Annotated in this window: 21 protein-coding genes; 13 read left to right on the top strand and 8 right to left on the bottom strand. The window is 72.7% G+C overall.

What is annotated here, in order from left to right; genetic code table 11:
• Positions 1-59: 59 nt before the first annotated feature.
• Positions 60-1,106 (bottom strand): Ku protein, encoded by a 1,047-nt coding sequence (locus tag ABZ898_RS01625; protein WP_361651660.1) that lies wholly within the window; start codon positions 1,104-1,106, stop codon positions 60-62.
• A 65-nt stretch (positions 1,107-1,171) separates the two neighbouring features.
• On the opposite strand from ABZ898_RS01625, the gene ligD reads away from it, so the two are divergent.
• The 8 genes from ligD (at position 1,172) to ABZ898_RS01585 (ending at position 8,830) form a co-directional block, all read left to right on the top strand.
• On the top strand, positions 1,172-2,053 hold the full coding sequence (ligD, locus tag ABZ898_RS01620) for a non-homologous end-joining DNA ligase (protein ID WP_361651658.1): 882 nt from the start codon (positions 1,172-1,174) through the stop codon (positions 2,051-2,053).
• A 153-nt stretch (positions 2,054-2,206) separates the two neighbouring features.
• Complete coding sequence (locus ABZ898_RS01615) at positions 2,207-2,632, top strand: SH3 domain-containing protein (RefSeq protein ID WP_361651656.1); 426 nt, start codon at positions 2,207-2,209, stop codon at positions 2,630-2,632.
• Between the two features lie 31 nt (positions 2,633-2,663).
• Positions 2,664-4,025 (top strand): FtsW/RodA/SpoVE family cell cycle protein, encoded by a 1,362-nt coding sequence (locus ABZ898_RS01610; RefSeq protein ID WP_361651654.1) that lies wholly within the window; start codon positions 2,664-2,666, stop codon positions 4,023-4,025.
• Between the two features lie 41 nt (positions 4,026-4,066).
• The gene (locus tag ABZ898_RS01605) at positions 4,067-5,524 is read left to right on the top strand and encodes a penicillin-binding transpeptidase domain-containing protein (protein ID WP_361652267.1); all 1,458 of its coding nucleotides are present in this window, start codon (positions 4,067-4,069) and stop codon (positions 5,522-5,524) included.
• A gap of 131 nt (positions 5,525-5,655) precedes the next feature.
• Positions 5,656-6,594: a diiron oxygenase gene (locus tag ABZ898_RS01600; RefSeq protein WP_361651652.1), complete on the top strand. Its 939-nt coding sequence runs from the start codon at positions 5,656-5,658 to the stop codon at positions 6,592-6,594.
• A gap of 47 nt (positions 6,595-6,641) precedes the next feature.
• Positions 6,642-7,301 carry a TetR/AcrR family transcriptional regulator gene (locus tag ABZ898_RS01595; RefSeq protein WP_361651650.1) on the top strand — a complete coding sequence of 220 codons (660 nt, stop codon included), beginning with the start codon at positions 6,642-6,644 and terminating at the stop codon, positions 7,299-7,301.
• Complete coding sequence (locus tag ABZ898_RS01590) at positions 7,288-7,671, top strand: hypothetical protein (protein WP_361651648.1); 384 nt, start codon at positions 7,288-7,290, stop codon at positions 7,669-7,671. The genes ABZ898_RS01595 and ABZ898_RS01590 overlap by 14 nt, the downstream gene beginning before the upstream one ends.
• 115 nt (positions 7,672-7,786) lie before the next feature.
• Positions 7,787-8,830 carry a C40 family peptidase gene (locus ABZ898_RS01585; RefSeq protein WP_361651647.1) on the top strand — a complete coding sequence of 348 codons (1,044 nt, stop codon included), beginning with the start codon at positions 7,787-7,789 and terminating at the stop codon, positions 8,828-8,830.
• Positions 8,831-8,865: 35 nt separating this feature from the next.
• Here the strand turns inward: ABZ898_RS01585 and ABZ898_RS01580 are convergent, their stop codons facing one another.
• The 5 genes from ABZ898_RS01580 to ABZ898_RS01560 are packed head-to-tail and all read right to left on the bottom strand — an operon-like array spanning position 8,866 to position 14,455.
• Positions 8,866-10,119: a styrene monooxygenase/indole monooxygenase family protein gene (locus ABZ898_RS01580; protein ID WP_361651645.1), complete on the bottom strand. Its 1,254-nt coding sequence runs from the start codon at positions 10,117-10,119 to the stop codon at positions 8,866-8,868.
• 29 nt (positions 10,120-10,148) lie between these two features.
• Positions 10,149-10,805 (bottom strand): ATP/GTP-binding protein, encoded by a 657-nt coding sequence (locus ABZ898_RS01575; RefSeq protein WP_361651643.1) that lies wholly within the window; start codon positions 10,803-10,805, stop codon positions 10,149-10,151.
• Complete coding sequence (locus ABZ898_RS01570; RefSeq protein WP_361651642.1) at positions 10,786-11,208, bottom strand: DUF742 domain-containing protein; 423 nt, start codon at positions 11,206-11,208, stop codon at positions 10,786-10,788. The genes ABZ898_RS01575 and ABZ898_RS01570 overlap by 20 nt, the downstream gene beginning before the upstream one ends.
• Positions 11,205-11,705, bottom strand: coding sequence for a roadblock/LC7 domain-containing protein (locus ABZ898_RS01565; protein ID WP_361651641.1), 501 nt, complete (start codon positions 11,703-11,705; stop codon positions 11,205-11,207). The genes ABZ898_RS01570 and ABZ898_RS01565 overlap by 4 nt, the downstream gene beginning before the upstream one ends.
• Complete coding sequence (locus ABZ898_RS01560; RefSeq protein ID WP_361651639.1) at positions 11,702-14,455, bottom strand: nitrate- and nitrite sensing domain-containing protein; 2,754 nt, start codon at positions 14,453-14,455, stop codon at positions 11,702-11,704. Before ABZ898_RS01560 ends, ABZ898_RS01565 begins: the two co-directional genes overlap by 4 nt.
• A 380-nt stretch (positions 14,456-14,835) precedes the next feature.
• On the opposite strand from ABZ898_RS01560, the gene ABZ898_RS01555 reads away from it, so the two are divergent.
• Positions 14,836-15,624, top strand: a complete 789-nt coding sequence (locus ABZ898_RS01555; protein WP_361651637.1) for a protein phosphatase 2C domain-containing protein — start codon at positions 14,836-14,838, stop codon at positions 15,622-15,624.
• Positions 15,625-15,640: 16 nt separating this feature from the next.
• On the opposite strand, the gene ABZ898_RS01550 is transcribed toward ABZ898_RS01555, so the two are convergent.
• The gene (locus ABZ898_RS01550; RefSeq protein WP_361652265.1) at positions 15,641-16,087 is read right to left on the bottom strand and encodes a MarR family transcriptional regulator; all 447 of its coding nucleotides are present in this window, start codon (positions 16,085-16,087) and stop codon (positions 15,641-15,643) included.
• Positions 16,088-16,359: 272 nt separating this feature from the next.
• Between ABZ898_RS01550 and ABZ898_RS01545 the strand changes: the two genes are divergently transcribed.
• A complete protein-coding gene (locus ABZ898_RS01545) occupies positions 16,360-17,178 on the top strand; it encodes a lysozyme (RefSeq protein ID WP_361651635.1) in 819 nt (272 codons plus the stop codon).
• Positions 17,179-17,235: 57 nt separating this feature from the next.
• Here ABZ898_RS01545 and lon read toward each other — a convergent pair whose 3' ends face one another.
• Positions 17,236-19,665 carry an endopeptidase La gene (gene lon / locus ABZ898_RS01540; protein ID WP_361651633.1) on the bottom strand — a complete coding sequence of 810 codons (2,430 nt, stop codon included), beginning with the start codon at positions 19,663-19,665 and terminating at the stop codon, positions 17,236-17,238.
• Positions 19,666-19,791: 126 nt separating this feature from the next.
• Here lon and ABZ898_RS01535 point away from each other — a divergent pair, with 126 nt between their 5' ends.
• From ABZ898_RS01535 to ABZ898_RS01525, 3 genes are all read left to right on the top strand, one after another.
• Positions 19,792-20,469 carry a spermidine synthase gene (locus tag ABZ898_RS01535; protein ID WP_361651632.1) on the top strand — a complete coding sequence of 226 codons (678 nt, stop codon included), beginning with the start codon at positions 19,792-19,794 and terminating at the stop codon, positions 20,467-20,469.
• Positions 20,470-20,577: 108 nt separating this feature from the next.
• Positions 20,578-21,318, top strand: a complete 741-nt coding sequence (locus tag ABZ898_RS01530; protein ID WP_161148422.1) for a response regulator transcription factor — start codon at positions 20,578-20,580, stop codon at positions 21,316-21,318.
• Entirely contained in the window at positions 21,315-22,427 is a 1,113-nt protein-coding gene (locus tag ABZ898_RS01525; RefSeq protein WP_361651630.1) for a HAMP domain-containing sensor histidine kinase, read from the top strand. The genes ABZ898_RS01530 and ABZ898_RS01525 overlap by 4 nt, the downstream gene beginning before the upstream one ends.
• The last annotated feature ends 36 nt before the right edge of the window (positions 22,428-22,463 follow it).

The following is a 22,463-nucleotide window of genomic DNA, read 5'->3' as shown; positions in this document are numbered from 1 at the left end:
TCCTCAGGTTCTCGATCCCTCGATCCCTCGATCCCTCCCGCCCTCACGCCCTCCCACCCTCAAGCCGACCGCTTCCCCGCAGCCGCCTTCTTCGCCGTCTGCTTCTTCGCGGGTGCCTTCTTCGCCGCGCTCGCCGTCTTCTTCTCCGTCGCCTTCGACGTGGACTTCGCCGCCCGCTTCCCCGTCTTCGGCTCCGCCGCCTTCGACGTCGACTTGCGCGCGCTCGCCGTCTTCTTGGCGGCCGCCTTCCCCGTCGTCGCCGTGGACTTCTTAGCCCCCGTCTCCTTCGGCGTCCCCCGCCCGTGCAGGTTTCTGACCTCCGCCTCCCCGGCCCGCGACTCGCGGGCCTCGCGGACGCTCTTCTCCAGGGCCGCCATCAGGTCGAGGACCTTGCCGCCGTCGGCCGGGGCGGGGGTCTCGGGCGGGGTCTCGCCGGCCGCCTTGGCGGCGATGACCTCCTCCAGAGCCTCGCGGTACTCGTCGTGGAGGTCGGACATGTCGACCTCGCCGAGGGTGTCCATGAGGGCGTCCGCGAGGTCGAGCTCCTGGTCGCGGACGGTGACCTCCACGTCCGGGGCGACGCCCTCGGGCGCGCGTACCTCGTCGGGCCAGAGCAGGCCGTGCAGGACGATCACGTCGCCGACCACGCGCAGCATGCCGAGCCGCTCCCGGCCGCGCAGCGCGAACTTGGCGATGGCGACCTTGTGGCTGCGCTTGAGGGCCTCGCGCAGCAGGGTGTACGGCTTGGCGGCCGGGGCTCCGGCGGCGGCGATGTAGTACGCGGCGTCCATCTGGAGCGGGTCGATGCGGTCGCCCGGGACGAAGGCGACGATCTCGATGGTGCGGGCGGTGGGGAGCGGGAGGTGGGAGAGGTCGTCCTCGCTGATCGGGATGATCTCGCCGTCGGCGCCCTCGTACGCCTTGCCGATCTCGGACTGGGTGACCTCGCGGTCCTCCAGTTCGCAGACCTTGCGGTAGCGGATGCGGCCGTTGTCCTCGGTGTGGACCTGGCGGAAGGAGACCGAGTGGTTCTCGGTGGCGTTCACCAGCTTGATCGGGATGCTGACGAGGCCGAAGGAGATGGCGCCGTTCCATATGGATCGCACGTGCCGGGTCCCTTCCGTACGGTTTCGATTTATCCCGTTCGCCCCAGTTCTGGGATTGTCATCCTATGACGCCAGTGACGGAGGTGGAGGGGCGGCGGGTCACGCTCAGCAACCTGGAGAAGGTGCTGTACCCCGCGACCGGCTTCACCAAGGGCGAGCTGCTGCACTACTACGCCACCGCCGCCGACGCGCTGCTGCCTCATCTGCGCGACCGGGCGGTGTCCTTCCTGCGCTATCCGGACGGTCCCGGCCACGGGGAGTTCTTCACCAAGAACGTGCCGCCGGGTACGCCCGACTGGGTCACCACCGCCGAGGTCCCCCGTTCGGCGGGCGCGGCCCGGATGGTGGTGGTGCGGGACCTGCCGAGCCTGATGTGGGCGGCGAACCTGGTGACCGAGTTCCACACCCACCAGTGGCTGGTGGGTCGCCCGGACGTCGCCGACCGGCTGGTCTTCGACCTCGACCCCGGCGCCCCCGCCACGGTCGTCCACTGCTGCGAGGTCGCCCTGTGGCTGCGGGACCGGCTCGCGGCCGACGGGATCGAGGCGTACCCCAAGACCGCCGGGTCCAAGGGGCTGCACCTGCTGGCGGCCGTGCGCGGCGGCTCGTCGGCGGAGGCGAGCGACTACGCCAAGGCGCTCGCCGTGGAGGCGGAGCGGGCGATGCCGGGGCTGGTGCTGCACCGGATGACGCGCAGCCTCCGGCCGGGCAAGGTGTTCGTCGACTGGAGCCAGAACGCCGCCCGCAAGACCACGGCCGCCCCGTACACCGTGCGCGCTCGCGCGGTCCCCGCCGTCTCCACGCCGGTCACCTGGGACGAGGTCGAGCGCTGCCGCGAGCCGGCCGGCCTGGAGTTCACCGCCGGGGACATCGCGCCCCGGCTGGAGCGGTACGGGGATCTGCTCGCCGGCCTGCTGGACCCCGGACGGGCGGCACCCATGCCCTAAGGGCCCTTAGCCCCCCCCTTACCCCCCCTGAGCGGGCCGACCGGAGGAAGCCCGCGGGACACTCCTCCCCGATGGCCCACTGCGGCGGGCAGTCGCCCGGGGTGCCTCCTAATGTGGCGGTTAGTCAGATCCGTCCGCTTCCGGAGGTCTTCCATGTCCCTGCGTTCCGTCCTCTACCACGGCCTGGCACTGGCGGCCGTGACGGGCGTGCTGCTCGGCGGGGCCGTGCCCGCCGGTGCCGCGGACGGCCCGGCCGGCTCTGCGGCCGCCCGGCAGTCGGGCGGTACCGGCGGTGCCGGGAGCCCCGACGGGCAGGCGGGCGGGCGGGGCGACCGCGACCCTCGCCGCTACGACGGTGTGGTGACGGCCAAGGGCGGCATCTGGCTGCGCGACCGTCCCGACCGCGGCACCCGCCGCGTCCGCTTCGCCGCGCAGGGCGAGCACGTGTCCATCTACTGCAAGGTGGCCGGCGACCGGGTGGACGGCAACCCGCTGTGGTACCTACTCACGGACGGCACCTGGGCGTGGGCCTCGGCCCGGTACATCGGCAACGTCGGGCCCGCCCCGCGCTGGTGCTGACCCCCCGGGGACGGGCGGGCGGGGCGTGCCCATGACCCAGGCCGGGACCGTGCCCCCCACCTCGCCCGCGACCGCGCCGAGCCCGGTCCTGCCGCGTCGGCGCGGGGTGGAGCTGGCCCTGATCGTGCTGGCCGTGCTGCTGTCGGTGTACGGCTACTGCGCGGTCGGTCTGGCGCGCACGGGCGCGGTGCCGCCCGGCGCGGTGGGGTACGGCGCCGGGCTCGGCGGGCTGGCGCTGCTGGCGCACCTCGCGGTGCGGCTGCGGGCGCCGTACGCCGATCCGCTGCCGCTGCCCATCGCGGTGCTGCTGAACGGGCTGGGGCTGGTGCTGATCTACCGGCTCGACCTGCAGACCCCGGCCGACCGGGCCGCTCCGGCGCAGCTGGTGTGGTCCACGCTCGGGGTCGGTCTCTTCATCGTGGTGGTGCTGGTGCTGCGGGACCACCGGGTGCTGCAGCGGTACGCGTACGTGTGCGTGGCGGCGGCGCTGGTGCTGTTGCTGCTGCCGATCCTGTTCCCGGCGGTCAACGGCGCCCGGATCTGGATCAGGATCGCCGGGTTCTCCATCCAGCCGGGCGAGTTCGCCAAGGTGCTCCTCGCGGTGTTCTTCGCCGCGTACCTGGCCGCGAACCGCAGCGCGCTGGCGTACACCGGGCGCCGGCTCTGGCGGCTGCAGTTCCCGACCGGGCGGGTGCTCGGGCCGATCGTGACGATCTGGCTGCTGAGTGTCGGGGTGCTGGTGCTGGAGCGGGATCTCGGCACCTCGCTGCTGTTCTTCGGCCTGTTCGTGGTGCTGCTGTACGTGGCGACCGGGCGGACCGGATGGATCGCGGTGGGGCTGGTGCTGGCGGTGGTGGGCGCGTGGGCGGTGGGGCATCTGGAACCGCACGTGCACGGCCGGATCGAGGACTGGCTGCACCCGTTCGCCACCATCGACGCCGGTCAGGGCCCCAACCAGCTCGCCCAGTCGCTGTTCGCCTTCGCGGCGGGCGGGATGTCGGGCACGGGGCTGGGGCTCGGCCACTCCACGCTGATCGGCTTCGCCACCAAGTCGGACTTCATCCTGGCGACGGCGGGTGAGGAACTGGGCCTGGCCGGGCTGGCGGCGATCTTCCTGCTGTACGCGCTGCTGGTGGAGCGGGGTTTCCGGGCGGCCCTCGCGCTGCGCGAGCCGTTCGGCCGGCTGCTCGCGGTGGGGCTGGCGTCGATCCTGGCGCTGCAGGTGTTCGTGATCGCGGGCGGGGTGACCGGGCTGATCCCGCTGACCGGCATGGCGATGCCGTTCCTCGCCCAGGGCGGCTCCTCGGTGGTCACCAACTGGGCGATCGTGGCGCTGCTGATCCGGGTGAGCGACTCGGCGCGCAGCCAGTACGACGGCGAGGAGGCCCCGTGAGCGGACCCGGCGAGTACGGCGACACCCCCGCCAACCGCCCGATGGCCCCGTACATCCGGCACGCGCTGGGCTTCTGCGGGCTTCTCCTGCTGGCCCTGCTGGTCAACGCGGCCCGGGTGCAGGTGGTGGAGGCGGGGGCGTACGGCGACAACCCGGCCAACCGCCGCTCCGCCATCGCCCGGTACCAGCAGCCGCGCGGGAACATCGTGGTCGGCGGGACGGCGGTGACCGGCTCGCGGGACACCGGCGAGCAGTTGCGCTACGAACGCACGTATCTGGACGGCCCGTTGTACGCCCCGGTGACCGGCTTCGCCTCGCAGGGGTACGGCTCCACGCTCCTGGAGCACACCGAGGACGGGCTGCTCGCGGGCACCGACCCGCGGTTGTCGGGGTTCCCGGTGTGGAACGACGTGTCCCACGAGCTGAACCCGGGCGGGAACGTCGTCACCACGCTGGACGCGAAGGCGCAGCGGGCCGCGTTCCGGGGGCTGGCCGGGCGCAAGGGGGCGGTGGCGGCGATCGAGCCGGCCACGGGCAAGGTGCTGGCGCTGGTGTCGGCGCCGTCGTACGACCCGGCGCTGCTGTCGGGGAACGGCGCGGGCACGACGGCGGCGTGGGAGCGGCTGAACGCCGATCCCGACAAGCCGATGCTGAACCGGGCGGTGCGGCAGACGTATCCGCCGGGGTCGACGTTCAAGGTGGTGACGGCGGCGGCCGCGCTGGACGCGGGGGTGATCACGGATCTGGACGCCTCCACCGACTCCCCCGACCCCTACCGGCTGCCGGGCACCACGACCCGGCTGACCAACGAGGCCGACGGCTGCCGGAACACCTCGCTGCGGGAGGCATTCGCGTGGTCCTGCAACACGGTGTTCGCCAAGCTGGGTGTGGACGTGGGGCTGCCGGACATGACGGCGACGGCGCGGGCCTTCGGCTTCAACGACACCGGGCTGCGGGTGCCCTTCTCGGTGGCGCAGTCCACCTTCGACACGACGATGGACAAGGCGCAGCTGGGGCTGTCCTCCATCGGGCAGTACAACACGCGGGCCACTCCGCTGCAGATGGCGATGGTGTCGGCGGCGGTGGCGGGCGGCGGGCAGGCGCGGGCGCCGTATCTGGTGGAGCGGACCACCCGCTCCGGCGGGGAGACGGTCTCGGGCGGGGGTGCCCACGCGCTGCGGCAGGTGATGCGGCCGTCGACGGCGTGGCAGCTGAAGGAGCTGATGCGGGACGCGGTGGAGCACGGCACCGGCGGCAACGCGGCGATCCGGGGTGCCACGGTCGGCGGCAAGACGGGGACCGCGCAGCACGGGGTGGGCAACACCGGGCTGCCGTACGCCTGGTTCGTCTCCTGGGCGCAGGCGGACGGCTCCCCGGAGCCGGAGGTGGCGGTCGCGGTGGTGGTGGAGGACGCCTCGGCGGACCGGGGGGAGATCAGCGGGGGCGGGGACGCGGCGCCGATCGCCCGTGAGGTGATGCGGGCGGTGCTGGGGTCCTGAACCGGGTCCGGCAGCAAGGGGGTTCGTCGTCGTCAAAAGTCGTGCGCGGGGGATTGACGCCCTTGCTGACACGCAGTCTCATAAGAGGCGGACGACGACGTACCCCTGGCTGGACGAGGTGACTTCAGGCCATGACGACCCTGACGGAAGAGGAAACGCTCGACGGGCTCCGCGACGCGCTGGGCGCGCTCAAGGACCGCGAGCAGGTGGCCGAGCGACTGCTCGTCTCCTCCGCCAAGCACTCCTTCGACCCGGACAAGGAGCTGGACTGGGACGCCCCCTTCGAGGAGGGCAAGTGGTTCTGGCCCCCGGAGCTGGTGTCCCTGTACGGCACCCCGCTGTGGCACCGGATGAGCGAGGAGCAGCGCATCGACCTCTCCCGGCACGAGGCCGCCGCGCTCGCCTCGCTGGGCATCTGGTTCGAGCTGATCCTCATGCAGCTGCTGGTACGGCACATCTACGACAAGCCGGCCACCAGCGCCCATGTGCGGTACGCGCTCACCGAGATCGAGGACGAGTGCCGGCACTCCAAGATGTTCGCCCGCGTGATCACCCGCGGCGGCACCCCCTGGTACCCGGTTAGCCGGGCCCACCAGAACCTCGGGCGGCTGTTCAAGACCATCTCCACCACGCCCGGCTCCTTCACCGCCACCCTGCTCGGCGAGGAGGTGCTGGACTGGATGCAGCGGCTGACCTTCCCCGACGAGCGGGTGCAGCCCCTGATCCGGGGCGTCACGCGCATCCACGTGGTGGAGGAGGCCCGGCACGTGCGGTACGCCCGTGAGGAGCTGCGCCGCCAGATGGTGACGGCGCCGAAGTGGTCGCGGGAGTTCACCCGCGTCAGCTCGGGCGAGTTCGCGCGGATCTTCTCCGTCGCCTTCGTCAACCCGGAGGTGTACACCAACGTCGGCCTCGACAGGCGCGAGGCGCTGGCCCAGGTGAAGGCCAGCGGGCACCGGCGCGAGGTGATGCAGACCGGCGCGAAGCGGCTCACCGACTTCCTGGACGAGATCGGCGTCCTGCGCGGCACCGGGCGGCGGCTGTGGAAGGCGTCGGGGCTGCTGGCGTAAGGGCGGCCACGGCCGGGGTCCGGGCCGGAGCGATTACGCTGCCGGACATGACCCCGCAGGCCGCCACCCCCGCCTACCGACGCCTCAGTGTGGAGCAGCGCCGCAGCCAGCTTCTGGAGTCGGCGCTGTCCCTCTTCGCGCACCGCGCGCCCGAGGACGTCTCGCTGGACGACGTCGCCGAGGCCGCCGGGGTCTCCCGCCCGCTGGTCTACCGCTACTTCCCCGGCGGCAAGCAGCAGCTCTACGAGGCCGCGCTGAAGTCGGCCGCCGAGGCGCTGCGACTGTGCTTCGACGAGCCCCGCCAGGGGCCGCTGACACCCCGGCTCGGGCGCGCCCTGGACCGCTACCTGGCCTTCGTGGACGAGCACGACACCGGGTTCAGCGCCCTGCTCCAGGGCGGCAGCGTGGTGGAGACCTCCCGGACGACGGCCATCGTGGACGAGGTGCGCCGGACCGCCGCCGAGCACCTCTTCAGCCACCTCGGGGTGGCCGACCCGGGCCCCCGGCTGCGGATGACGGTGCGGATGTGGATCGCGGCGGTGGAGGCGTCGTCCCTGATCTGGCTGGACGAGGGCAAGCGGCCGCCCAGGGACGAGCTGCGCGACTGGCTGGTGGAGCAGTTCACGGCCGTGCTGGCGGTGACGGCCGGGCGCGACCCGCAGACGGCGGCCGCCCTCGCCGCGGCCGGACCGGATGACCGACACTGAGGGCGTGAAGAGTCAGGACACCCCCTTCGAGGGCGGGCCCATGGACGGCAGGGTGCTGCCCGTGCTGCTCGGCCCGACCGGCCACCCCCCGAAGACGTACCGCATCCCCGTCCCCGACGCGGCCGGCGGCCCGCCCACCGTGCTGGTCTACCGCCGCACCCCGCGCGGGCACTCCAGGCGGCTGGGGCTGGTGCGGGGGTGGAAGTACGTGCACGACCCCGAGGGCCTGGGCGACGCCGACCGGCTCCGCTGGCCCTGGTCGAAGCCGAGGCCGAGGCCCCGGCCCGGGGCCGGTCCCGCCTCGGGCGGCACCCCGGAGGGCACCCCGCACAACACGCCGGACGGCAAGCCGGACGACCCCACCGGGTGACAGGGTTGCGCCGGTCCGCGCACGCTCGGCGCGCGGACCCGGCGGGACGCGGCACAAGCTCGCGGTACGAAAGGCAGGCGGGAGGACCGCCGCCCCTCGCACCGGAGGTGATGTCATGTCAGGAACCCTGCTGCGCCTGGCCTGCACGGCCGCGCTGGCGGCCCAGGCCGCCCTCGCACCGCTGCCCGCCGCGGCGGCGCCGGAGCCGCGGCGCTCGGTGGCGCAGCTCCTGACGGACCTTCAGCAGGCGTACCGGCAGGCGGAGCAGGCCACCGAGACCTACAACGCCACCACCGGGAAGCTGGCCGCGCAGCGGGCCGAGGTGAAACGCCTGGACGGCGAACTGGCCCATGCCCGGCTCGCGTTGCACGGCAGCCGGGCGGACGCCGGACGGCTGGCCCGCGCGCAGTACCAGAACAGCTCCGGCTTCTCCGCCTACGTCCGCCTGCTGCTCGCCCGCGATCCGCAGCAGGCGCTCGACGAAGGCCATGTCATCGGCCGGGTCGCCACCGAGCGCGCCGCCACCCTGGACCGGCTGAGCGGCGCCGAGAAGCGGGCGGACACCCTGGCCAGGGCGGCCCGCAAGGCCCTGGACACCCAGCTGACGCTGGCCGGCCGGCAGAAGGAGCAGCGCGACGACGTGACGGGGCGCCTGTCGGAGGTGGAGCGCCTGCTCGCCTCCCTCACCCCGGAGCAGCACAGCGAGGTGTCCCGGCTGGAGCAGGAGGGGGTCCAGGCGGCTCAGCGGCGCCTGACGGAGTCCGGCGCCCTCGGCGAGGACCGGCCGGCGTCGGCGGAGGGCGGCCGTGCGGTGGGGTACGCGCTGGACCAGATCGGCAAGCCGTACCGCTGGGGCGCCCAGGGCCCCGCGTCCTTCGACTGCTCGGGCCTCACCTCACGCGCCTGGGCGCGGGCGGGCACCCCGATCCCCCGCACCAGCCAGGAGCAGTGGGCCCGTCTCCCCCACGTCCCCCTGGACAGCCTGCGTCCCGGCGATCTGGTGATCTACTTCCCCGAGGCCACCCACGTCGCCCTCTACCTGGGCGAGGGCAAGGTGGTCCAGGCCCCGCGGACCGGCGAGAAGGTACGGATCTCTCCCCTGGCGGCCAACCCGGTACTGGGCGCGGTCAGACCGGACGCGGCCCCGCGCCGCCTGTGACAGGCGGGCACGGGGCCGGGAGAGTCGTCGGTGGATCAGGCTCCGGCGACCGAGCCGACGTACGCCTCCGTCTTCGCGGGGTCGTAGAAGAAGTTCTCGAAGTCGGCCGGGTTGTCGAAGCCGTTGGCGAAGCGGTCGGCGACGGGCTGGAGCTGGCCGGCGGCGCCGATCAGGTTGAGGATGTGCTCCGGCGGCGGGGCCAGCATGGCGTTGGTCCACTTGGTGACGTGCTGGGCGGTGTCCCAGTAGCGGTCGAAGGTGGCCTTCATCCACTCCTCGTCGAAGGGCTGGTCGCCGCGCTCGATGATGGAGGCAAGGTAGGCGGCCGCGCACTTGGACGCCGAGTTGGAGCCCTGGCCGGTGATCGGGTCGTTGGCCACGACCACGTCGGCGACGCCGAGGACCAGGCCGCCGCCGGGGAGCCGGCCGATGGGGTTGCGCACGGTCGGCGCGTAGCGGCCGGCCAGGGTGGCGCCGGCGTCGGTCAGTTCGACCTTGGTGGCGCGCGCGTACTCCCAGGGCAGGAACTTCTCCATGAGTTCCAGGGTCAGGGAGAGGTGCTCGGCGGGGTCCTTGATGCCGTTGAACACGTCGAGCGGGCCGCCCGGGATGCCCTCCCAGAAGAGGATGTCGGCGCGGCCGGACGTGGTCAGGGTCGGCATCACGAACATCTCGCCGACACCGGGGACCAGGTTGCAGCGGACCGCGTCGAACTCCGGGTGCTCCGGGCGCGGGCCGAGCCCGTGCACGTACGCCACCGCGAGCGCGCGCTGCGGCTCGGTGTACGGGGAGCGCTCCGGGTCGCGGCCGAACATCGACACCAGTTCGCCCTTGCCGGCCGAGACCAGCACGAGGTCGTAGGTGCGGGAGAAGTAGTCGAGGTCGCCGACGGCCGCGCCGTGGATGACGAGCTGGCCGCCGCGCTGGGCGAAGGTCTCCATCCAGCCGGCCATCTTGACCCGCTGGTCGACCGACTGGGCGTAGCCGTCGAGCTTGCCGACCCAGTCGATGGCCCGCTGGGAGGGGCCGGGGTCGAAGGAGCCGGGGGCGGCGACCGAGACGCCGAGCCCCTCGATCTTCGGGGCCTGCGACTCCCAGAAGTTGAGCTGGAGGTCGCGCTCGTGCTGGAGGGCCGTGTCGAACATGCACTGGGTCGACATGACCCGGCCGGAACGGATCTCGTCCGCCGTCCGGTTGGACATCAGGGTGACCTCGTAGCCGTTCGACTGCAGGCCGAGGGCGAGCTGGAGACCGGACTGACCGGCTCCCACGACGAGTATCTTCCGCATGCGGGGGTTTCTCCTACGGGGGCTGGGGGCTACTCGGGGGTTACGTCGAGCGCGTGGCCCACCAGGGCCAGGAGGGTCTCGATGGCCGAGATCCGGCGGCGCGCATCCATGATCATGACAGGGATGTGCGCGGGTATGGTCAGGGCCTCCCGCACGTCCTCCGGTCCGAACATCTCGCTGCCGTCGAAGTGGTTGACCGCGACCACGTAGGGCAGGCCGCAGCTCTCGAAGTAGTCCAGCGCCGGGAAGCAGTCCTTGAGCCGCCGGGTGTCGGCCAGGACCACGGCGCCTATCGCGCCGCGGACGAGGTCGTCCCACATGAACCAGAACCGCTGCTGGCCCGGCGTGCCGAACAGGTAGAGCACCAGGTCGTCGTCGAGCGTGATGCGGCCGAAGTCCATCGCCACGGTCGTGGAGGTCTTGCCCGGCGTGGCGGTGAGGTCGTCGGTCTCCTCGCTCGCCTGGGTCATCAGCGCCTCGGTCTGGAGCGGGGTGATCTCCGAGACCGCGGTGACCAGGGTGGTCTTGCCGACGCCGAAGCCGCCCGCCACCACGATCTTCGTGGCGACGGGGGCCCGGCTGCGGTCCTGCTGCCAGGACTTCAGTTCCCCGTCGGGTTCGGCAAGGCCGTCGACGAGGGGAGCGTTCCCGACGGGGGCGGTCGCGTCAGAGACGGCGGAGTCCACTCAGCACCCTTTCCAGCAGCGCGCGGTCCGGACGGCCGGTGCCGTGACCGGTCCCGGTGCCGTAAACACGGATCTTTCCCTGGTCCGCGAGGTCGCTGAGGAGCACGCGGACGACACCGAGCGGCATTCTCAGCAGCGCGGCGATCTCGGCCACCGTGCGCATACGGCGGCACAGTTCGACGATGGCGGCCATCTCCGGCATCACGCGCGGAGTGGGGCCGTTCGCCAGTTCTCTGCGCTCCTCGGCGGCGTCGAGCGCGGCGGTGCTGGCCACGAACGTCTCCACGAGGAGGACGTGGCCGAAGCGGGTGCGGCCGCCGGTGAGCGAGTAGGGGCGCACCCGGGCGGCCTTGCGGTCGCCGCCGCGCGTGGGGAGCTGCGTCTTCTTGGCGATGGCGCTCATCGGACGCTCCCGCTCGGCTCGGACTCCATGGATTTCCGCAGTTCGCTGCGGAGTTCCGGGGTCAGCACGTGTCCGGCGCGGCCGACGAAGAGCGCCATGTGGTACGCGATCACACTCATGTCGCACTCGGCGGAGCCGTGCACGCCGAGCAGCGAGCCGTCGCTGATCGACATGACGAAGAGGCTGCCCTCGTCCATGGCGACCATGGTGTGCTTGACCGAGCCGTAGTCCATCAGCTTGGCGGCGCCCACGGTGAGGCTGCCGATGCCGGAGACGATGGTGGCGAGGTCTGCGGCGGAACCGCGGGGGCCCTTGGTGACGGGGCGGCTCTGCCGCTCCGCCTCGGCGCGGCCCGGGTCGGACGACAGCAGGAGGAGGCCGTCGGAGGAGACGACCGCGACCGACTGGATACCGGGTACTTCTTCGACCAGGTTGGTCAGCAGCCAATGCAGGTTGCGGGCTTCACTGCTCAGTCCGTAGGTACTGGGCGTGGTCAACTGCTTGCCTCCTCGGCGTGTCCCCCCGTGGACTCTTCGGCGTTCGCGCTGGTGGCGGGCCGCTGGTTCTGCGCCGTGCGCTCGGCGATCTCCGCTTCGACGTCCCGGTACCCGGCCTGGGCGCCCTGGCGGAAGCCGCCGAGCCTGCGGCGCAGGGCCTCGGCGTCCACGCCGGTGGCGCGCGGGCGGACCGGCTCCTCGGGAGCGGTGATCTTCGGGGTGCGCTTGGGCAGGCCCTTGCTCGTCAGCTTCTCCTCCGTCTCGTCCGGGGCACGGTCGTGCGTGGCCTCGGCGGGGAGGGGGGCGGCGGGCTCGGGAGCGACAGGCGCGGGGGTGGCGGCCGTGTTCCCGTCGGCGGGGGCGGCCGCCGGGAGCAGCAGCTCCATCGTGGTCTCGGGGGCCGACTCCGGCAGTGCGCCGGGCGGCGTCTCGGGCGGCAGCGCGCGGGTGGCCTGCCGCGGGATCACCGCGTCGCCGGCCGGTTCGGGCTGCTCGGCGGCCGCGTTCCGCTCGCTGTCGGCCACGGCCTTCTCGGCGAGGGCGACGAGCGGGTCGGCGCCCTTGGGGCGGCCGCGCAGCACGTTGGAGTTGGCCTCGGCGTCGGCGCCGGGCAGGGAGAAGCTCCGGCCGGCGTCCGTGCGGGTGGCGGGGTCCGGGACCGCGCCGACGGGGGTCTCGGTGAGCAGCGACCGCGGCAGGACGACGACGGCGGCGACCCCGCCCTGCTTCTGCTCGCGCAGCTGGACGCGGATGCCGTGCCGGTGGGCGAGCCGGGCTACGACGTACAGCCCGAGGCCGAGACCGTCCTCGCCCTCCTGCTCGTACGGCGACTCCGGGTCGAAGTCCGCGAGGCGGCCGTTGAGGCGCTCCATGCGCTCGTCGGCCATGCCGATGCCCTCGTCCTGCACGGAGAGCATGACCTCGCCGGACTCCAGCAGCCAGGCGGAGACCTCGACGGGCAGGTCGGGCGGGGAGAACGAGCTGGCGTTCTCCATCAGTTCGGCCAGCAGGTGGGAGAGGTCGTCGGCGGCGAAGCCGGCCACGTGGGCGTGCGGGGGCAGCGCGGCGATGCGGACGCGTTCGTAGCGCTCGATCTCGCTGACGGCCGCGCGGACCACGTCGACCAGCGGGACCGGCCCGTGGGCGGGCTGGATGTGCTCGGTGCCGGAGAGGACCAGGAGGTTCTCGCTGTGGCGGCGCATGACCGTGGCGAAGTGGTCCAGCTTGAACAGGGTGGCCAGCCGCTCGGGGTCCTGCTCGCGCTCCTCCAGGCCCTCGATGACGGAGAGCTGGCGCTCGACCAGGCCGAGGGTGCGCAGCGCGAGGTTGACGAAGGTGCCGCCGATGCTCTCCCGCAGCCGTTCGAGCTGGGCGCTGGAGTCGGAGAGTTCGCTGCGCAGGGCCTCGCGGGCGTCGGCCATCTTCTGGCGCTGGCCGACCAGGTGCTTGCGGTCGGCCTCCAGGGTGGCGACCCGCTCGTGCAGGGCGACGGCGTGCGCGTGCAGGGCGTTGACGGACCGGACGACCTGGGCGAACTCGTCGTTGCGGCCGGTGAAGGCGATCGGCTCCTGCCCGGTGGGGTCCTCGGCGCCGGCCAGGCGGGCCGAGCCGCGGCGCAGCACGGACAGCGGCCGGGTGAGGGTGCGGGCCATGGCGGTGGCGATGCCGACGGCGACCAGCATCAGGGCGCCGAGCACCGCGATGCGGATCTCCAGGCCGGTGACGTCGTCGTCCCGGAGGGTGGCGAGGCTCTGCCCCTGGCGCTCGTAGAGAGCGGACTCGGCGCCGCGCATCAGGTCGACGCGGGCGGAGAGCGCGGCGTCCAGCTTCTTGGCGCTGACGGCCATCTGGCTGTCGCCGAAGGTGGGCTGGGTGGTGAGGAGGTCCAGGTACTTGTCGGCCGAGTTGACCTCGGGGCCGGTGACCGTGGAGTCGTAGGAGGTGACGGCCGTCTTGGGCGCGGTCTCGCGGAAGGTGGCGAGGCCGGCGTCGGCGCGCAGCCGGGCCCGCTGGGCGGCGGCGGTGAGCGCGTCGCGGCGCGCGGTGTCGGCCTCGGAGCTGCCGGAGGTCGTGACGGGCAGCCCGGTGACGGGGTTGATCTGGGTGCGGGACGTCGAGGGGACGCTGAGCGCGGCCAGCAGCAGGCCGCGGGCGGCGGCGGACTGCTGGACGGCGGAGTCCAGTTCGGCGAGCGCGTAGGCACCGGAGCCGGCCCGCGGGGGCGTCCGCTCGGCGAGCTCCTCGGCGAGCCGGTGCAGTTCGGTGATGGTGGCGGAGTACGCCTGGTGCGTGCGCAGCGCGTCGGTCTTGCCGCTCAGGGCGGCCCGGCGCAGCGTGGCGATGCCGTCCAGCGCGGTACGCAGCCTGGCGGGCAGGTCGGTGTCGGCGCGCAGGTCCTCGACCTGGCGGTCGACGCGGGTGCCGCGCTGCTCGGAGGGCGCCTTGGTCTTGGGGCGTCCGGCGGCGACGTAGGAGGTGACCTCGTCGCGTTCGTCCGCCAGGGAGTGGGCGAGCGCGAGGGCGTCCTGCGTCTCGTCCGCCCGGGTGACCAGCTCCTGGGACTCGTTGAGGTCCTGGGAGGCGGTGAGCAGGGCGGGGGCGCCTGCTCCGGCTATGGCGGCGGCCACCACGGCCACGGCGACGATCAGCCGGTTGCGCACATGGGTGGGGCGTCCAGCGCCCACGGGGGTCTGTTCGGTCCCCTCGGGGGCCGTCTGCCTGCCTGTGCGCCGAGGCCGCTTCTTCTGCACCGGTGCTCGCAATCCTGAACTCGTCTACGGAAGGGCCGGGCGGCGCCCCGTCGTCTCGGTGCCAAGTGGTGCGTACACCCGATTCGTGGTTCCCGACCCTCCCAGCGCCGGTGGGCAGTGGCCGCGCATCACCTGACCCGCCACCCGAAGGAGTGAACATGCCCGGGGAGTTGGCGGGCAAGTCGCGGTGGCGCGCCGAGGGGCCCCGCACGGCGGGCCGGTTGGACGCGCGGGGCAGGCTTTGGCAATATTCGCCGCCACGCATTCCCGGACCATGCCATTTGCCGCCAATTCCGGCGTGCGGGGCGCGCGTCGGCGCCGATCGGGGCTGACGGACCGGTCCCGGTCCGGCTCGTGAAGGCTTCGTGCAGACTGGCGGGGTGCGTACTGATCTCGTCTCGGAACCCGGCGACGCCGGCCGGCCCAACGAGGACTTCGCGGGGGTCGGACTACCCGCCTCCGGACAGGGCGGTTGCGTGATCTTGCTGGACGGAGTGACACCGCCCGAGCGGACGCCGGGCTGTTCGCACCCGGTCCCCTGGTTCACGGCCCGGCTCGGCGGCGCGCTGACCGAACTGACCGTTTCCCACCGAGATCTGACGCTGACGGAGATTCTCGGCCGGGCGATCCGCCAAACATCCGAGGCCCATCTGATCACCTGTGACCTTTCTCACCCGCGCACACCACAGGCGACGGTGGTGCTGGTGCGCTGGTCGGAGCGGACGGTGGAGTACCTGGTGCTCTCGGACTCGGCGCTGCTGCTGCGCGCGCCGGACGGCACGGTGACCCCGGTGCTGGACGACCGGCTGGCCCGGCTGCCGCGCTCGGCGCTGGCGAGCGCGGCGCGGGTGGACGCCGAGCTGCGCAACCGGGAGGGCGGGTTCTTCACGGCCGCCGCCGACCCCTCGGTGGCCCGGCGCGCGGTGACCGGCACGGTGCCGCGCGGGGAGGTGCGCTCGCTGGTGGCGCTGACGGACGGCGCGGCCCGCTGGACGGAGAAGTTCCGCGAGGGCGACTGGACCGCCCTGTTCGACCTGGTGGCCAAGGAGGGCACCCGGGCCCTGGTGGACCGGGTGCGGGAGCTGGAGTCGGCGGACCGCGAGGAGCGGGCGTTCCTCGGCCGGAGCAAGACGCACGACGACGCGACGGCCGTCCACGTGGAGCTGTGAGGGCCGCCGGAGCGCGCTACTTCTCCGCGATGGCGTTCAACTCGTGCAGCAGCCGTGCCAGTTCGGCGACCTCGCGACGGTCCCAGTGGGCGAGCTGGCTGACGTAGCGGGCGCGGCGGGCCTCGCGGACCCGGCCCACGCGACCCCGGCCCTCGTCGGTGAGGGTGACCAGCCAGGCGCGTCCGTCGGCCGGGTCGGGCTCGCGGGCGATCAGGCCCAGGTCCTCCAGCGCGCGCAGCTGGCGGGACATGGTGGCCTTGCCGACCCCGATGTAGGCGGCCAGGTCGGTGGCCCGCTGGGCGCCCTGCTCGTCGAGCCGGATGAGCAGCCCGTAGGCGGCGGGCTCCAGGTCGGGGTGGACCTCGCGGGCCATCTCCCCCTGGTTGGACCGTGCCCGCCTCAGCAGCACGGTCAGTTCGCGCTCCAGCGCCAGGAATTCCTGGTCGACACAGCGCGGCGCCACGGGTGCGGTGTCGCCGCCCGTACCGTTGTTCCCGTCCTCGTGCACCTCAGTACCCCTGCCCGGTTTCGCGTCTGAAAGTTTCTGCCGGACCCCGTCATCTCCGCAGCTCGGTCAGTATTTCGCAGGCGTAGACCAACGGCGGCATCCGGACCCTCTTCCCACTCCGGCATCTACGTGCGTAGCTGGAGCGGCGGGCCCCTTGCGGCGGCCCGGCGCAACAGGCTCACCGGTCGTTTCAGGTCCCCCCACTTTCACTCCCGAAAGGCCACGCCATGCCCGTGCACAGACCCGGCCCCGCCAGCGGGCGCACGCTCGCCGTCTGGCTCACGGCCCTGCTCGGCACGCTCAGCCTCGTCATCGGTACCGCTCCCGCCCAGGCCGCGCCCCACCGCGGCGACGCCCACCTCGGCATGGGCGTCCTCGCCCACGACGGCAGTTCCGGCACCCCGGACGGTTCCCGGGCCGCGCAGACCGAGGGCGTCGACGTCTCCGGCCACCAGGGCGCCGTCGACTGGGCCACGCTGTGGAACAGCGGGGTGCGCTGGGCCTACACCAAGGCCACGGAGGGCACCTACTACACCAACCCGTCCTTCGCCCAGCAGTACAACGGCTCGTACGACGTGGGCATGATCCGGGGCGCGTACCACTTCGCGACCCCCGACTCGGCGAGCGGCGCGGCGCAGGCGAACTACTTCGTGGACCACGGCGGCGGCTGGTCGCGCGACGGCCGGACGCTGCCCGGGGTGCTGGACATCGAGTGGAACCCGTACGGCGACGCCTGCTACGGCATGGCCGGGGCGGCGATGACCGGCTGGATCGCGGACTTCCTGAACACCTACCGGGCGCGCACCGGCCGCGACGCGGTGATCTACACGGCGACGAGCTGGTGGACCCAGTGCACGGGCGACAGCGCCGCCTTCGGCGCGGTCAACCCGCTGTGGATCGCCCGGTACGCGACCGCGCCGGGCACGCTGCCGGCGGGCTGGGGCGTCCACACCATGTGGCAGTACACCTCCTCGGGCCCGACGGTCGGCGACCACGACCGGTTCAACGGCGCCCTGGACCGGGTGCAGGCCCTGGCCAACGGATAGCGGCACGCCGAAGGCCCGGGTCCCCCTGAGAACAGGGGACCCGGGCCTTCGTGCGGCTCAGGCCGCGACCGGGACCCCGGCCGGGGCGGCGGCGGGCGCGAGGGCCAGCTCCAGCACCTGGCGCACGTCGGTCACCGCGTGGACGTCGAGCTTCTCCAGCACTTCGGCCGGGACGTCGTCCAGGTCGGCCTCGTTGCGCTTGGGGATGATCACGGTGGTCACCCCGGCGCGGTGCGCGGCGAGCAGCTTCTGCTTCACCCCGCCGATCGGCAGCACCCGCCCGGTGAGCGAGACCTCGCCGGTCATCGCCACGTCCGTGCGGACCAGCCGGCCGGAGAGCAGGGAGGCCAGCGCGGCGGTCATGGTGATGCCCGCGCTCGGCCCGTCCTTGGGGACCGCGCCCGCCGGGAAGTGGATGTGCACACCCCGGTCCTTGAGGTCGGCCACCGGCAGCTCCAGCTCGGCGCCGTGGCTGCGCAGGAAGCTCAGCGCGATCCGCGCCGACTCCTTCATCACGTCACCGAGCTGCCCGGTCAGGGTCAGCCCCGCCGCGCCCGTCTCCGGGTCGGCGAGCGACGCCTCGACGTAGAGCACGTCGCCGCCCGCGCCGGTGACGGCGAGTCCGGTCGCCACACCGGGTACGGCGGTACGGCGCTCGGCCGGGTCCTGGGCGGACTCGGGCACGTGGTGCGGGCGTCCGACCAGTGCGCGCAGGTCCTCCTCGCCGACGGTGAACGGCAGCTCCCGCTCGCCCAGTTCGTGCTGGGCGGCGACCTTGCGCAGCAGCCGGGCCACGGTCCGCTCCAGGGTGCGCACGCCCGCCTCGCGGGTGTACTCCCCGGCGAGCTTGCGCAGCGCGCCCTCCTCCAGCGTGACCTCGTCACCGGTCAGGCCGGCCCGCTCCAGCTGGCGCGGGAGCAGGTGGTCGCGGGCGATGACGACCTTCTCGTCCTCGGTGTAGCCGTCCAGCCGGACGATCTCCATCCGGTCGGCGAGCGCCTCCGGGATCGCCTCCAGCACGTTGGCGGTGGCGAGGAAGACCACGTCGGAGAGGTCGAGTTCGACCTCCAGGTAGTGGTCCCGGAAGGTGTGGTTCTGCGCGGGGTCGAGCACTTCGAGCAGGGCGGCGGCCGGGTCGCCCCGGAAGTCCGAGCCGACCTTGTCGATCTCGTCGAGCAGCACGACCGGGTTCATCGACCCGGCCTCCTTGACCGCGCGGACGACGCGGCCGGGCAGCGCGCCGACGTAGGTGCGCCGGTGGCCCCGGATCTCCGCCTCGTCGCGGACACCGCCGAGCGCGACCCGGACGAACTTCCGCCCCATCGCGTGCGCGACGGACTCGCCGAGGCTGGTCTTGCCGACGCCGGGAGGTCCGACCAGCGCGAGCACGGCACCGCCGCGCCGCCCGCCGATCACGCCGAGGCCGCGCTCACCGCGCCGCTTGCGCACCGCGAGGTACTCGGTGATGCGCGCCTTCACGTCGTCGAGGCCGGCGTGCTCGGCGTCCAGGATCTCCTGGGCGCCCTGGATGTCGTAGGCGTCCTCGGTCCGCTCGTTCCACGGCATCTCCAGGACGGTGTCCAGCCAGGTCCTGATCCAGGAGCCCTCGGGCGACTGGTCGGAGGAGCGCTCCAGCTTCTCCACTTCCTTGAGCGCGGCCTCGCGGACGTGCCCGGGCAGGTCGGCGGCCTCCACGCGGGCGCGGTAGTCGTCGGACTCCTCGGCCGCGTCCGGGCCGTCGCCGTTCAGCTCGCGCAGTTCCTTGCGGACCGCTTCGAGCTGGCGGCGCAGCAGGAACTCGCGCTGCTGCTTGTCGACGCCCTCCTGGACGTCCTTGGCGATGGTCTCGGCCACGTCCTGCTCGGCGAGGTGGTCGCGGAGCTGCTGGGCGGCGAGCTTCAGGCGGGCCACCGGGTCGGCGGTCTCCAGCAGCTCGGTCTTCTGGTCGGTGGTGAGGAAGGGCGAGTATCCGGAGTTGTCGGCCAGCGCGGACACGTCGTCGATGGCCTGGACCCGGTCCACGACCTGCCAGGCGCCGCGCTTGCGCAGCCAGGTGGTGGCCAGCGCCTTGTACTCCTTGACCAGCTCGGTCACCTGGCCGGGCAGGGGGTCGGGGAGCGTCTCCTCGACGCGGACGCCCTCGACCCACAGGGCGGCGCCGTTGCCGGTCGTGCCGGCGCCGATGCGCACCCGGTCACGGCCCTTCACCAGGGCGCCGGGGTCTCCGTCGGCGAGCCTGCCGACCTGCTCCACGGTGCCCAGCACGCCGGTCTTCGCGTACGTGCCGTCGATGCGCGGGACCAGCAGCACCTTCGGCTTGCCGGAGCCCGGACGCGCGGCGGCCTGGGCGGCCTCGACGGCGGCCCGGATCTCGGCGTCGCTCAGATCCAGCGGCACGACCATCCCGGGCAGCACGACCTCGTCGTCGAGCGGCAGCACGGGCAGGACGAGCGTGAACTCCATGGAGTCACCCGACTCATTAGCCATGATCTCCCCTTTGGCAGTCAACTTGAGCAACACTGACTCAATGCGCCGGGAAGCTTGAATGTTCCGCGAACGGCGTTCGCTCTGGGCGAAAGAAGACTTCCTCGACGAGCGGGGCAGGATGTCGGCATGACTGCCACGCACGAAGACCCCGTGGTCCTGGACCGGCGGGAGGGGCCGTACGGGGAGGTGGTGCTGCGCCGCAGCGGGGAGCTGCTGCAGATCATCGCCAACGGATGCTTCCTGATGGACACTTCGGACGGCCGCTCGGAGCGCCTCCTGGTGGACGCGGCGCGGGACGCGCTGGACGGGCGCCCGGCGCCGGAGGTGCTGATCGGCGGGCTCGGCGTGGGCTTCTCCCTCGCACACGCGGCCGCCGACCCCCGCTGGGGCCGGATCACCGTGATCGAGCGGGAGTCCGCCGTCGTCGACTGGCACCGGGCCGGGCCGCTGGCCGCGATCTCCGCCCCGGCACTGGCCGACCCGCGCACGCGCGTCGTGGAGGCGGATCTGGTGGCTTACGTCAATGAGACATCGGACACGTTCGACGCGTTGTGCCTCGACATCGACAACGGGCCGGACTGGACCGTCACCGAAGGCAATGACAGCCTGTACACACCGGACGGACTCGCCGCGTGCGCAAGGGTGTTGAGGCCCGGTGGGGTACTGGCCACCTGGTCCGCGCAACCCTCTCCGGAATTTGAAGGAACCTTGCGGAATGCCGGGTTCCGACAGGTGCGTACCGAAGAGGTCCCCGTTGCCCGTGGCGTTCCCGACGTGGTCCACCTCGCCGTCCGACCTGGATAGCGATGGCCAGGCGTGTCCCCGTAATGTGCAGCGTGACGCGGATCATTCAAGCGTCAATCGCAGTCATGGGATCACCCCACGGATTCCGGAAAGCAACAGGGGCGGGCGATGGAGCAGACACACACCTCCCAGACCGGTGCGGCGACGACGTCTCAGGGCGCGCAGCGCCGGGTACTGGTCGTCGAGGACGACCCCACGATCGTCGATGCCATCGCGGCGCGGCTGCGCGCCGAGGGATTCCTCGTGCAGACCGCCGGTGACGGTCCGTCGGCGGTCGACACGGCCGAGGCCTGGCAGCCCGACCTGCTGATCCTCGACATCATGCTGCCCGGCTTCGACGGCCTGGAGGTCTGCCGCCGGGTGCAGGCGTCCCGCCCGGTGCCGGTGATGATGCTCACCGCGCGCGACGACGAGACCGACATGCTGGTGGGCCTCGGCGTCGGCGCCGACGACTACATGACCAAGCCGTTCTCCATGCGGGAGCTGGCGGCGCGCGTGCACGTCCTGCTGCGCCGCATGGAGCGCGCCGCGCTGGCCGCGACCACTCCCCGCTCGGGCATACTCCGCCTCGGCGAGCTGGAGATCGACCACGCCCAGCGCCGGGTGCGGGTGAAGGCGGACGACGTCCACCTGACGCCCACCGAGTTCGACCTGCTGGTCTGCCTGGCCAACACCCCGCGCGCGGTGCTCTCCCGGGAGCAGCTGCTGGCCGAGGTCTGGGACTGGGCGGACGCCTCCGGCACCCGGACCGTGGACAGCCACATCAAGGCGCTGCGGCGGAAGATCGGCGCCGAGCGCATCCGCACGGTGCACGGAGTCGGTTACGCGCTGGAGACGCCGACGCCGTGAGTCCGGAACGGGAAGCGGGGCGCGGACGTTCCTGGGGCGAACCCTGGAGCGGCATACGCCCCTTCTCGATCAAGACCAAGCTGGGCGCGCTGGTCGTCATCTCGGTGCTGATCACCACCGGTCTGTCCATGATCGCGGTGCACACCAAGACCGAACTGCGCTTCATCACGGTCTTCTCGATGATCGCCACGCTGCTGATCACCCAGTTCGTGGCGCACTCGCTCACCGCGCCGCTGGACGAGATGAACGCGGTGGCCCGCTCCATCTCGCACGGCGACTACACGCGCCGGGTGGGCGAGGGCCGCCGCGACGAACTCGGCGACCTGGCCGTGACGATCAACGTCATGGCCGACGAGCTGGAGGCACAGGACCTCCAGCGCAAGGAGCTGGTGGCGAACGTCTCGCACGAGCTGCGCACCCCCATCGCGGGGCTGCGCGCGGTGCTGGAGAACATCGTCGACGGCGTCACCGAGGCCGACCCGGAGACCATGCGCACCGCGCTGCGCCAGACCGACCGGCTGGGCCGGCTGGTGGAGACCCTGCTCGACCTCTCCCGGCTCGACAACGGCGTGGTCCCGCTGAAGGCCCGCCGCTTCGAGGTGTGGCCGTACCTGTCCGGGGTGCTCAAGGAGGCCAACATGGTCGCCTCCGCGCGTGCCGGGCTCGCCTCCGGCTCCGGCAGCCACACCCGTACCGACGTACACCTGCACCTGGACGTGTCGCCGCCGGAGCTGACCGCGCACGCGGACCCCGAGCGCATCCACCAGGTCGTGGCGAACCTCATAGACAACGCGGTCAAGCACAGCCCGCCGCACGGCCGGGTCACGGTGAAGGCCCGGCGCGGACCCCGTCCGGAGTCGCTGGAGCTGGAGGTGCTGGACGAGGGTCCGGGCATCCCCCGCTCGGAGTGGCACCGCGTGTTCGAGCGGTTCAACCGGGGCTCGGTGACCCGGCCGCACGGTCCGGGCAGCGACGGCGGCACCGGGCTGGGCCTGGCCATCGCCCGCTGGGCGGTGGATCTGCACGGCGGCCGGATCGGTGTGGCCGAATCCGAGCGCGGATGCCGGATCATCGTCACCCTTCCGGGAGCCGCTCCGGCGTCGAGTTGACGCTCCGGGTGACGTAGGGTTCGGCTCGAAGGATCA

Source organism: Streptomyces sp. NPDC046860, from assembly GCF_040645115.1.
GTDB lineage: Bacteria > Actinomycetota > Actinomycetes > Streptomycetales > Streptomycetaceae > Streptomyces.
The sequence above is the reverse complement of the archived record's forward strand: the minus strand, read 5'-3'. Positions and strand labels throughout refer to the sequence as shown.